This is a genomic window from Streptomyces sp. NPDC005899 (genome assembly GCF_040629645.1).
In the GTDB taxonomy this organism is placed as follows: Bacteria; Actinomycetota; Actinomycetes; order Streptomycetales; family Streptomycetaceae; genus Streptomyces.
Window position 1 is genome coordinate 1 of the sequence record NZ_JBEXWB010000200.1, and the last position, 11,628, is coordinate 11,628.

Sequence of the window (11,628 nt, forward strand, 5' to 3'; positions counted from 1 at the left end):
CGGCGGCCCCGGGCCGTGTCGACGGGTCCGCGTCAGCGGACGTTGCCCATCAGTGTCTTGACCTTGCCGCGGTACATGAAGATCGCGGCGCCCGCGAGGACCGCGAGGGCGGCCTGGAGTGCCACGACTCCGGTGCCGTTGAGTTCGACACCCGCGATGGAGAGCAGACCGGTGGTGCAGTCGCCGGCGGTGACCGCGAGGAACCAGACGCCCATCATCTGGCTGGCGTACTTGGCCGGGGCCATCTTCGTGGTGACCGAGAGGCCGACCGGGGAGAGCGTCAGCTCGGCCACGGTCTGCACGAAGTAGATCGCGACCAGCCACATCGCGGCGGCCTTGTGGCCGTCACCCGCGATGGCCAGCGGCGCCAGGAAGAGGAAGAAGGACGCGCCGACCAGCACCAGGCCGGAGCTGAACTTCACGATCGTGCTCGGCTCCTTGCCCCGCCGGTTCAGGGCCAGCCAGAAGGCGGCGAAGACCGGGGCCAGCGCCATGATCAGGACCGGGTTGACCGACTGGTACCAGGAGACCGGGAAGTCCCAGCCGAGGACCGAGTTCTCCGCGGAGGACTCGGCGAAGATCGCCAGCGTCGAGCCGCCCTGGTCGTAGATCATCCAGAACAGCGCGGCGGCCACGAAGAACCAGATGTAGCCGGACATCTTCGACTGCTCGGCCGCGCTGAGGTCCTTGTCGCGCTTGATGCGCGCGAGGACCATCACGGGGATGACCAGGCCGGCCACCGTGATCGGGACCAGCAGCCAGTTGAGCGTGTAGACGCCGGTGACGACCGTGCCGATGTAGAAGACGGCCGCGACGCCGAGCCAGATCATGGACTTGCGCAGCGTGGACGCGCGCTCGTCGGCGGACAGCGGCTTCGGGACGACGAGGCTGCGCTTGTCGAGGTGGCGGGTGCCGAGCATGAACTGGACGACGCCGAGTCCCATGCCGAGCGCCGCCAGCGCGAAGCCCAGGTGCCAGTTGACGTTCTCGCCGACGGTGCCGATCACCAGCGGGGCGGCGAAGGCGCCCACGTTGATGCCCATGTAGAAGATCGTGAAGCCACCGTCGCGGCGCGGGTCGTCCGGGCCGTCGTAGAGGTGGCCGACCATCGTGGAGATGTTGGACTTCAGCAGCCCGGAGCCGATCGCCACCAGCCCGAGGCCGGCGAAGAAGGTGCCCTCGGAGGGCAGGGCCAGCGTCAGGTGGCCGAGCATGATGACGCCGCCCGCGATGGCGACGGTCTTGCGGGGGCCCCAGACGCGGTCGCCGAACCAGCCGCCGGGCATGGCGAGCAGGTACACCAGCGACAGGTAGACCGAGTAGATCGCCGTGGCCGTGGCGGGATTCATGTGAAGCCCGTTGGGAGCGATCAGGTAGAGCGGGAGCAGCGCGCGCATGCCGTAGTAGCTGAAGCGCTCCCACATCTCCGTCATGAAGAGAGTGGCCAGGCCGCGGGGGTGGCCGAAGAAGGTCTTCTCCGTACCAGTCGTACTGGCCGGGTCCTTCGTCAGGCTGGACGCCATGGTCGATCCTTGCTGGTCGGGACGCGTCGCCTCGTGAGCGGTACGCGCCCGGTGGGGGGTAGCCGGCACCGGCGCGGCTCAGGCCCCGCCCCCGACGCCTCAAGGGGACTCGACTCGGCCACCGGCTCCGTGGGGGAGCAGGTGGCGGACTCGGGGACCGACCGCACCGGGATCCACGCCCGTCACGCGTCCTCGCGCTCCGGGCCCGGCCCATAGGTCATTCACTGATTCAGGGCCGGCGGGAACCGGCCCGCACACAAAAGTGACCCTCGGCGCGAAACGCTGACCAAAGGTCCTCAGGTGGTGCAACAGGCGTCGAGCAACCATACGCCACGACACATGGACATATGGAAGGACTTGAGACATGGATCACAGGTCTCGACGGAACCAAGATCCCATATTCAAAGGTCTCTGTCCGTTTCGGGTCCCTGACTCATAGGTGCCGACGAGTGCCTCCCTGGCGGGGGCCGGTGCGGACTACCATCACCCCATGACCCGTGTACTGCTCGCCGAGGATGACGCGTCCATCTCGGAGCCACTGGCCCGCGCCCTGCGTCGTGAGGGTTACGAGGTCGAAGTCCGCGAGGACGGCCCGACCGCGCTCGACGCCGGGCTGCAGGGCGGCATAGACCTGGTCGTGCTCGACCTGGGGCTGCCCGGGATGGACGGCCTGGAAGTCGCGAGGCGGCTGCGCGCCGACGGCCACGCGGTACCCATCCTGGTCCTCACCGCCCGGGCCGACGAGGTCGACACCGTCGTCGGGCTCGACGCCGGAGCCGACGACTACGTCACCAAGCCCTTCCGTCTCGCCGAACTGCTCGCCCGGGTCCGCGCCCTGCTGCGCCGCGGGTCCACGGAGCCCGCCCCGCAGCCCGCCACCCACGGCGTACGGATCGACGTCGAGTCGCACCGCGCGTGGATGGGCGAGGAGGAACTCCAGCTCACGGCGAAGGAGTTCGACCTGCTGCGGGTGCTCGTCCGGGACGCCGGCCGGGTCGTCACCCGGGACCAGCTGATGCGCGAGGTGTGGGACACCACGTGGTGGTCCTCCACCAAGACCCTCGACATGCACATCTCCTGGCTCCGTAAGAAGCTCGGCGACGACGCGGCGAACCCCCGCTACATCGCCACCGTGCGGGGCGTCGGCTTCCGCTTCGAGAAGAGCTGACGTACAGAGACAGTCATGCGCCGCCGACTGATCAACTCCACGCTCGCCGTGGTCCTCGTCGTGATCGCCGTCTTCGGCGTCTCCCTCGTCATCGTCGAGACACGCACCATCAGCAACAGCGCCCAGGAGAGCGTCGACTCCGAGGCGCTGAGACTGATCAGCGTCGTGGAGAGCCGCCTGCTCGGTGCGGAACGGATCACCCCCGACGTCCTGGCGGAGCAGGTCGACCCCACCCGGTACGCGCGCGTCGAGATCCCCGGACGCCCCGCCATCGAGGTCGGCGAGCGCCCCACGGACAGCGTCCTGCGCAGCACGGAGACCGGGGAGGACGGTGAGAAGGTCACCGTCGAGGAGTCGCGCTCGGCCGTCACCCGCGAAGTCGGCCGGACACTGATGATCATCGGCGCGGTGGCACTGCTCGCGATCGTCTCCGCGGTGCTCCTCGCCGTGCGCCAGGCCAACCGCCTGACCTCGCCCCTGACCGACCTCGCCGAGACCGCCGAACGTCTCGGCTCCGGCGACCCGCGCCCCCGGCACAAGCGGTACGGGGTGACGGAGCTGGACCGGGTCGCCGATGTCCTGGACGCGTCGGCCGAGCGCATCGCCCGGATGCTCACCGCCGAACGGCGGCTGGCCGCGGACGCCTCGCACCAGCTCCGCACCCCGCTCACGGCGCTCTCGATGCGGATCGAGGAGATCTCCGTCACCGACGACCCGGACACGGTGAAGGAGGAGGCCAACATCGCGCTGACCCAGGTCGAGCGGCTCACGGACGTCGTGGAGCGGCTCCTGACCAACGCCCGCGACCCGCGTACCGGCTCCGCGGTCTTCTTCGACCTCGACGAGGTCGTCAAGCAGCAGATCGAGGAGTGGCGACCGGCCTACCGCAGCGCGGGCCGCGCGGTCGTCTGTTCCGGCAAGCAGGGGCTGCGGGCCGTGGGCACCCCGGGCGCGGTGGCCCAGGTGCTCGCCGCGCTGATCGAGAACTCCCTGATGCACGGCGGCGGCACGGTCGCGCTGCGCACCCGGGTCACCGGCAACCAGGTCGTCATCGAGGTGACGGACGAGGGCCCCGGCGTACCGGCCGACCTCGGGGCGCGGATCTTCGAGCGGACCATCAGCGGCCGCAACTCCACCGGCATCGGGCTCGCGGTCGCCCGGGACCTCGCGGAGGCCGACGGCGGCCGGCTGGAACTGCTCCAGCAGCAGCCGCCGGTGTTCGCCCTCTTCCTCAGCCGGGTCGCGCCCGCCCGCGAGGAACCCGAGCGCCCGGTGCGCTGAGGGGCCGTGGCGGCCGTCGGCCGCCACGCGGAGGCGGGACGGACCCGCCCGGCGGGGCCCGTCAGCGGCTCACGGGGCCACGCGCTACGTCGTCGGCGGGTCGTCGCTGCTCCAGAAACCGCTCCGCGTCGAGCACGGCCTCCTTGGCGGGAAGCGCCTTGAACACCCAGGTGCGGTACGACCAGAAGCGGAAGAGGGTCGCGACGGAGATGCCGAGGATCTTGAAGACGTTGCTCTGGACCGGGCTGTTCCAGCCGAAGCCGTACGTCGCCAGGTACAGCACGCCCGTCTCGATCACCGCCCCCACGGCGCTGAACAGCAGGAACAGCGTCAGTTCACGGGCCCGGCCGCTCTTGTCGCGGTCCCGGTAGGTCCAGTAGCGGAAGCCGACGTAGTTGAACAGGATGGCGACGATCGTCCCCATCAGCCCGGCGCGCACCACCGGGATGTCCGTGGTGCGCCAGATCAGGTTGGAGACGGCGATGTTCACGACCAGCCCGAAGGCGCCGACCGCGCCGAACTTGGCGACCTCCCGGGCCAGCAGATCAAGCCGGGCCCGCAGTGCGCCCCGTTCGCTCATGTGATCGCTCAGCCCCGTCCGGTCGGTTTCGTCAACCCGGCCATGCTAACGACCTCCCCCGTGTGATGCCCGTGAGCCGCCCGGCCCCCCCTGACGAGGGGCCCGGTCCGAGGACGGTGAAGAGACCTTCCGGCCGCCGGATACCCTGGAAGCGTGACGTTCCCGGTAGTCGGTATGGTCGGCGGCGGTCAGCTCGCCCGCATGACCCACGAGGCGGGCATCCCCCTCGGGCTGAAGTTCAAGCTGCTCAGTGACACACCTCAGGATTCGGCCGCCCAGGTGGTGAGCGAAGTCGTCGTCGGCGACTACCGCGACCTGGAGACGCTGCGCGCCTTCGCGCGCGGCTGCGACGTGATCACCTTCGATCACGAGCACGTGCCGACCGAGCACCTGCGCGCCCTGGAGGCGGACGGCATCCCCGTCCGCCCCGGCCCCGACGCCCTGGTGCACGCCCAGGACAAGGGGGTGATGCGCGCCAGGCTGACGGAGATCGGTGTGCCCTGCCCCCGCCACCGCATCGTGAAGGACCCGGCCGACGCCGCGGCCTTCGCCGAGGAGGCCGGCGGCTTCCCCGTCATCCTCAAGACGGTCCGCGGTGGCTACGACGGCAAGGGCGTGTGGGTGGTCCGCTCCGAGGAGGACGCGGCCGAGCCCTTCCGGGCCGGTGTCCCCGTCCTCGCCGAGGAGAAGGTCGACTTCGTCCGGGAGCTGGCGGCCAACATCGTCCGCTCGCCGCACGGCCAGGCCGTCGCCTACCCGGTCGTCGAGTCGGTCCAAGTCGACGGCGTCTGCGACACGGTCATCGCGCCGGCCCCCGAGCTCGGTGAGCGGCTGGCCGGCGAGGCCCAGCAGCTCGCCCTGCGCATCGCCGCCGAGCTGGGCGTGGTCGGCCACCTCGCGGTCGAGCTGTTCGAGACCCGCGACGGCAGGATCCTCGTCAACGAGCTGGCGATGCGCCCGCACAACTCCGGTCACTGGACCCAGGACGGCGCGGTCACCTCGCAGTTCGCCAACCACGTCCGGGCCGTCCTGGACCTGCCGCTCGGCGACCCGCGTCCGCGCGCCACCTGGACGGTCATGTGCAACGTCCTGGGCGGCGACTACCCGGACATGTACCAGGCCTACCTGCACTGCATGGCCCGCGACCCGCAGCTCAAGATCCACATGTACGGCAAGGACGTGAAGCCCGGCCGCAAGGTCGGCCACGTCAACACCTACGGCGACGACCTGGCGGACGTGCGCGAGCGCGCCCGGCACGCGGCCGACTACCTGCGAGGAACGATCACCGAATGACCTCCCCCGGCACCGCGCCCAGCCCCGTCGTCGGCATCGTCATGGGGTCGGACTCCGACTGGCCCGTCATGGAGGCGGCCGCCGAGGTCCTCGACGAGTTCGAGATCCCCTACGAGGTCGACGTCGTCTCCGCCCACCGCATGCCGCGCGAGATGATCGCGTACGGGGAGGGGGCGGCGGACCGCGGGCTGAAGGTGGTCGTCGCCGGCGCGGGCGGGGCGGCGCACCTGCCGGGCATGCTGGCCTCGGTGACCCCGCTGCCCGTCATCGGTGTCCCGGTGCCGCTGAAGTACCTCGACGGCATGGACAGCCTGCTCTCCATCGTGCAGATGCCCGCCGGAGTCCCCGTCGCCACCGTCTCGGTCGGCGGCGCGCGCAACGCGGGCCTGCTCGCGGCCCGCATCCTCGCCGCGCACGACACCGGGCTGCTGGCACGGATGAAGGACTTCCAGCAGGAGCTCAACGACCAGGCCACCGAGAAGGGCAGGCGGCTGCGCGCCAAGGTCGAGGGCGCCGACTCCTTCGGCTTCGGGAAGTAGGCCCCGGATGAGCAGCGAGTACCACCTGGACCGGGCCCGCCGCCTCCTCGCCGACCACCCCGTCGTCGACGGCCACAACGACCTGCCCTGGGCGCTGCGCGAACAGGTCGGCTACGACCTCGACGCACGGGACGTCTCCACCGACCAGACCGGCGTCCTGCACACGGACATCCCGCGCCTGCGGGCCGGCGGCGTCGGGGCGCAGTTCTGGTCCGTCTACGTGCCCGCCCACCTCGCCGGCGACGACGCGGTCAGCGCCACGCTGGAGCAGATCGACGTGGTCGCCGAGCTGCTGGACCGCCACCCGGCGGACCTGCGGCGCGCGCTGACCGCGGACGACATGGAGAAGGCCCGGGCCGAGGGCCGCATCGCCTCCCTGATGGGCGCCGAGGGCGGCCACTCCATCAACAACTCCCTGGGCACCCTGCGCGCGCTGCACGCCCTCGGCGTCCGCTACCTGACGCTGACGCACAACGACAACACCGACTGGGCGGACTCGGCGACCGACTCCCCGCGCGTCGGCGGACTGTCGGAGTTCGGCCGCGAGGTCGTGCGCGAGATGAACCGCATCGGCATGCTGGTCGACCTCTCCCACGTGGCGGCCACCACGATGCGTGACGCGCTGGCCGTCTCGGTCGCGCCCGTGATCTTCTCCCACTCCTCCGCCCGGGCCGTCTGCGACCACCCGCGGAACATCCCCGACGACGTGCTGCGGACGCTGGCGGCCAACGGGGGCGTGGCCATGGCGACCTTCGTGCCGAAGTTCGTCCTCCCGGCGGCGGTCGAGTGGACGCTGGCCGCCGACCGCAACATGCGGGAGCACGGTCTGCACCACCTCGACACCACCCCGGCCGCCATGCGGATCCACGCGGACTTCGAAGCGGTCCACCCCCGCCCCCTGGCGACCGTGGCGACGATCGCCGACCACCTCGACCACATGCGCGAGGTCGCCGGCGTCGACCACATCGGCATCGGCGGCGACTACGACGGCACGGCGTTCCTGCCCCGGGCGCTGGAGGACGTCTCCGGCTACCCGAACCTGATCGCGGAGCTGCTGGCCCGCGGCTGGTCGGAGCGGGACCTCGCCAAGCTCACCTGGCAGAACGCGGTGCGGGTGCTGCGTGACGCGGAAGCGGTCTCCCGGGACCTGAGCGTCCGGCTGGGCCCGTCGCACGCCACGATCGGGCAGCTGGACGGCCCGGCACGCTGACTCCGGGGCCGCCCACTCCCGCGCCTTCGCGCCGGACGGGGGCCGGCCCCGTCCGGCGGCGGGACGCGGCCGGAGCGGCGCGGCCCCGCGCCGGGCGACGATCAGGCCTTCGGCCGGCCCATCGCCCGGTAGGTCCAGCCCGCCTCACGCCATACGAGCGGGTCGAGCGCGTTGCGCCCGTCCAGGAGGGTGCGCCGCGCAGCCACCTCACCCAGCGCCGCGGCGTCCAGCTCGCGGAACTCCCGCCATTCCGTCAGGTGCAGGACCACGTCCGCGCCGCGCACGGCGTCCAGAGCCGTCTCCGCGTAGCCGAGTGTCGGGAACAGCCGCCGGGCGTTGTCCATGCCCTTCGGGTCGAAGACGGTGACCTGCCCGCCCTGCAGGTGGATCTGCCCGGCGACGTTCAGCGCCGGCGAATCGCGTACGTCGTCGGAGTCCGGCTTGAAGGTCGCGCCCAGCACCGCCACCCGGGTGCCCAGGAACGAGCCTCCGCCCACGGCTTCCCGGGCCAGCTCCACCATGTGCCCGCGGCGGCGCATGTTGATCGAGTCGACCTCGCGCAGGAAGGTCAGGGCCTGGTCCGCGCCCAGTTCGCCGGCGCGGGCCATGAAGGCGCGGATGTCCTTGGGCAGGCAGCCACCGCCGAAACCGACTCCGGCCCGCAGGAACTTCTTCCCGATCCGCTCGTCGTGGCCGAGCGCCTCCGCCAGCTTCACCACATCGCCGTCGGCGGCCTCGCAGACCTCCGCCATCGCGTTGATGAACGAGATCTTGGTGGCCAGGAAGGAGTTCGCGGAGGTCTTGACCAGCTCCGCCGTCGGGAAGTCCGTCACGACGAAGGGGGAGCCTGCACCGACCGGCCCCGCGTACACCTCGCGCAGCACCTTCTCGGCCCGCTCGCTCTCGACCCCCACGACGATCCGGTCCGGGTGCAGGGTGTCGTTCACCGCGAAGCCCTCCCGCAGGAACTCCGGGTTCCAGGCCAGCTCCGCGTCCGTGCCGGCCGGTGCGAGTTCGCTCAGCCGGGCCGCGAGGCGGGCGGCCGAGCCCACCGGCACGGTGGACTTGCCCACCACCAGCGCGGGCCGGGTGAGCTGCGGTGCCAGGGACTCGAAGGCGCTGTCCACATAGCTCATGTCGCAGGCGTACTCACCGTGCTTCTGGGGAGTGTTCACACAGACGAAGTGCACATCGCCGAAGGCGCCGACCTCCTCCCAGGAGGTGGTGAAACGCAGACGCCCCGTGGACCCCTCGATGCCGGCGACGTGCTTGCGCAGGATCTCCTCGAGCCCTGGCTCGTACATCGGCACCCGGCCCGCCGAGAGCATCTCGATCTTCTCCGGCACCACGTCGAGGCCCAGGACCTCGAAGCCGAGCTCCGCCATGGCCGCGGCATGGGTGGCGCCGAGGTAGCCGGTACCGATCACGGTGATCCTGAGGGCCATGGGTGCTCCTGAACGATGCGGACAGACGTGCGCAGCCGAGCATATCCGGGCCTGCGGAACCCCCGTTTTCCGGCGGCCCGGGCGCTGTCGGCAAGCTCACGTGCCGCGCCCGTATGCCGGAGCGGGGACCGCGGACTAAAATTGGGTTACTTAACGGTAGTTAGCATCCTTGGGGAGTGAACGTCTTGGCGGGTTCGACCGACTTCGACCTGTACCGTCCGGCCGAGGAGCACGACATGCTCCGCGAGACGATCCGCTCGCTGGCCGAGGCGAAGATCGCCCCGCACGCCGCCGCGGTCGACGAGGAGGGCCGCTTCCCGCGGGAGGCGCTGGACGCCCTGGTCGCCTCGGACCTGCACGCGGTCCACGTCCCGGAGGAGTACGGCGGTGCGGGCGCCGACGCGCTCGCCACGGTCATCGTGATCGAGGAGGTGGCCCGCGCCTGCGCGTCCTCCTCCCTCATCCCGGCCGTGAACAAGCTGGGTTCGCTCCCGGTGATCCTCTCCGGCTCCGAGGAGCTGAAGAAGAAGTACCTGGGCCCGCTCGCCAAGGGTGAGGCGATGTTCTCGTACGCCCTGTCCGAGCCGGACGCCGGCTCCGACGCGGCGGGCATGAAGACGAAGGCCGTGCGCGACGGCGACTTCTGGGTCCTCAACGGTGTGAAGCGCTGGATCACCAACGCGGGCGAGTCCGAGTACTACACGGTCATGGCCGTCACCGACCCGGAGAAGCGCTCCAAGGGCATCTCGGCGTTCGTCGTCGAGAAGTCCGACGAGGGCGTCTCCTTCGGTGCCCCGGAGAAGAAGCTCGGCATCAAGGGCTCCCCGACGCGCGAGGTCTACCTCGACAACGTCCGTATCCCCGCGGACCGCATGATCGGCGAGGAGGGCACGGGCTTCGCCACGGCGATGAAGACCCTGGACCACACCCGCATCACGATCGCGGCCCAGGCCATCGGCATCGCCCAGGGCGCCCTGGACTACGCCAAGGGCTACGTCCAGGAGCGCAAGCAGTTCGGCAAGCCGATCGCCGACTTCCAGGGCATCCAGTTCATGCTCGCCGACATGGCGATGAAGCTGGAGGCTGCCCGCCAGCTCACCTACGCGGCGGCGGCCAAGTCCGAGCGCCTCGACGGCGATCTCACCTTCTTCGGCGCCGCGGCCAAGTGCTTCGCCTCCGACGTCGCGATGGAGGTCACCACGGACGCGGTCCAGCTGCTCGGCGGCTACGGCTACACCCGTGACTACCCCGTCGAGCGCATGATGCGCGACGCCAAGATCACCCAGATTTATGAGGGCACGAACCAAGTGCAGCGGATCGTGATGGCAAGGAACCTTCCCTAGCAGGGTTTTTGCAGGTCAGAAGCTGTTTCGAAGGTCCGGAGGGGCGTCCTTGGCTTTCTGTCCCTTGCGGCCTGATCAGGGCCGTTCCTGGGCGTCATGCTGGGGGAATCCTGGGCGGATGCCGGGCTGAAAACAGCCACTGACCTGCACAAACAACGCAGCCCCCGGCGCGACGCCGGGGGCTGTTGTCGTAGGAGGATCAGGCGACCTCTGATGCCTCCGTCGGGTCGTCGGCGCCGGGCGTCAACATCGTTGCGATGGCGGCCCGACCGCGCTGCTCGGCCCCTTCGAAGATGTAGTGGTAGTGCTCCCTCAGTACGTCCGTACTGCTGTGGCCCATCCAGTCGGCCACGTCGTTCTCGGGGACTCCGGCGTACAGCAGCCGCGACCCGTAGTAGTGCCGGAGTGAGTGGGCCTTGCAGTACTTCACCTGTCCCTTGCCCAGAGCCTCCATCCAGATCTTCGGGTAGAAGTACGACGCGTAGAGGTAGCCAGTCCGCGTCACGTTGGGGAAGAGGAGCCGCTCCGGCCCCCATACGCCGTGGTTCTTGATGTGCCGTCGAAGCTCGAAGGCGACGTTCGGCGGGAGGGGGACGGTACGCCCTGGCTCGCCTTCGTCACGAGCCTTGATGTGCCGACGCTGGATCGCGCTGTTCTTCCCCGACTCGGTGTCTCCGTCCTCCGCAATCTGGAAGTCGACGCGAAGCGTCTCGGCCTTGAAGTCGATCTGATCGCGGGACACCGCCATGGCCTCACCGAGCCGCAGGCCGCACCCGGCCATGAGCCACAGCATCGCGCGGTATCGCGGAGGAGCGGCATCCAGCATCGCCAGAACTTCCCGCGTCGTGAGCCGCCTTGCGGTGCTCTTCTGCTCCCGGATCTCCTTGGCGCGGCTGCCCGCGCCCTTGACCTTCTTGCACGGGTTCCGGCCGACGATCTCGTTGACGACAGCCCAGTCCATCATCCCGGAGAAGAACGAGAACCGCTGACGCCGTGTGCGGGCGGACAGCTTCCGGTCCTGCTCCATCCACAAGAGCCACTGCTCAACATCAGCGACCTTGAGGGACACGATGGAACGGGCCTTGAAGAACGGCTCAATGGTCGTGTTGAGGATCGACCGGTAGGGACTGCTGCACGGAAAGGTGACACCTTGACCTGGCTTGCTGAGAGGCGGCCTGGAAGGATGTCGCAGTGCCCAAGCCGTATCCGAAAGAGTTCCGCGATGACGTCGTGCGGGTCGCGCGCA

The 11,628-nt window shown here is 70.0% G+C and carries 10 protein-coding genes; 6 read left to right on the top strand and 4 right to left on the bottom strand.

The window, feature by feature from the left end; genetic code table 11:
- Positions 1 to 32 precede the first annotated feature (32 nt).
- Positions 33 to 1,523: an oligopeptide:H+ symporter gene (locus tag ABZ371_RS21065; RefSeq protein WP_358681836.1), complete on the bottom strand. Its 1,491-nt coding sequence runs from the start codon at positions 1,521 to 1,523 to the stop codon at positions 33 to 35.
- Positions 1,524 to 2,013: 490 nt separating this feature from the next.
- Between ABZ371_RS21065 and ABZ371_RS21070 the strand changes: the two genes are divergently transcribed.
- Together ABZ371_RS21070 and ABZ371_RS21075 are read left to right on the top strand one after the other, a co-directional pair.
- Positions 2,014 to 2,691, top strand: a complete 678-nt coding sequence (locus tag ABZ371_RS21070; RefSeq protein WP_358681838.1) for a response regulator transcription factor — start codon at positions 2,014 to 2,016, stop codon at positions 2,689 to 2,691.
- A 15-nt stretch (positions 2,692 to 2,706) separates the two neighbouring features.
- A complete protein-coding gene (locus ABZ371_RS21075) occupies positions 2,707 to 3,972 on the top strand; it encodes an ATP-binding protein (RefSeq protein ID WP_358681841.1) in 1,266 nt (421 codons plus the stop codon).
- A 61-nt stretch (positions 3,973 to 4,033) separates the two neighbouring features.
- Here the strand turns inward: ABZ371_RS21075 and ABZ371_RS21080 are convergent, their stop codons facing one another.
- Positions 4,034 to 4,552, bottom strand: a complete 519-nt coding sequence (locus ABZ371_RS21080) for a GtrA family protein (protein WP_358681844.1) — start codon at positions 4,550 to 4,552, stop codon at positions 4,034 to 4,036.
- 153 nt (positions 4,553 to 4,705) lie between these two features.
- Between ABZ371_RS21080 and ABZ371_RS21085 the strand changes: the two genes are divergently transcribed.
- The 3 genes from ABZ371_RS21085 to ABZ371_RS21095 are packed head-to-tail and all read left to right on the top strand — an operon-like array spanning position 4,706 to position 7,594.
- The gene (locus tag ABZ371_RS21085; RefSeq protein ID WP_358681847.1) at positions 4,706 to 5,845 is read left to right on the top strand and encodes a 5-(carboxyamino)imidazole ribonucleotide synthase; all 1,140 of its coding nucleotides are present in this window, start codon (positions 4,706 to 4,708) and stop codon (positions 5,843 to 5,845) included.
- Complete coding sequence (gene purE, locus ABZ371_RS21090) at positions 5,842 to 6,384, top strand: 5-(carboxyamino)imidazole ribonucleotide mutase (protein ID WP_358681850.1); 543 nt, start codon at positions 5,842 to 5,844, stop codon at positions 6,382 to 6,384. The genes ABZ371_RS21085 and purE overlap by 4 nt, the downstream gene beginning before the upstream one ends.
- Positions 6,385 to 6,391: 7 nt before the next feature.
- Complete coding sequence (locus ABZ371_RS21095) at positions 6,392 to 7,594, top strand: dipeptidase (RefSeq protein ID WP_358681853.1); 1,203 nt, start codon at positions 6,392 to 6,394, stop codon at positions 7,592 to 7,594.
- A gap of 101 nt (positions 7,595 to 7,695) precedes the next feature.
- Here the strand turns inward: ABZ371_RS21095 and ABZ371_RS21100 are convergent, their stop codons facing one another.
- Positions 7,696 to 9,039: a UDP-glucose/GDP-mannose dehydrogenase family protein gene (locus ABZ371_RS21100; RefSeq protein ID WP_358681856.1), complete on the bottom strand. Its 1,344-nt coding sequence runs from the start codon at positions 9,037 to 9,039 to the stop codon at positions 7,696 to 7,698.
- A 185-nt stretch (positions 9,040 to 9,224) separates the two neighbouring features.
- Here ABZ371_RS21100 and ABZ371_RS21105 point away from each other — a divergent pair, with 185 nt between their 5' ends.
- Positions 9,225 to 10,382 (top strand): acyl-CoA dehydrogenase, encoded by a 1,158-nt coding sequence (locus tag ABZ371_RS21105; RefSeq protein WP_358681862.1) that lies wholly within the window; start codon positions 9,225 to 9,227, stop codon positions 10,380 to 10,382.
- Positions 10,383 to 10,581: 199 nt separating this feature from the next.
- Here the strand turns inward: ABZ371_RS21105 and ABZ371_RS21110 are convergent, their stop codons facing one another.
- Positions 10,582 to 11,451, bottom strand: coding sequence for a site-specific integrase (locus ABZ371_RS21110; RefSeq protein ID WP_358681859.1), 870 nt, complete (start codon positions 11,449 to 11,451; stop codon positions 10,582 to 10,584).
- Positions 11,452 to 11,628: the final 177 nt, after the last annotated feature.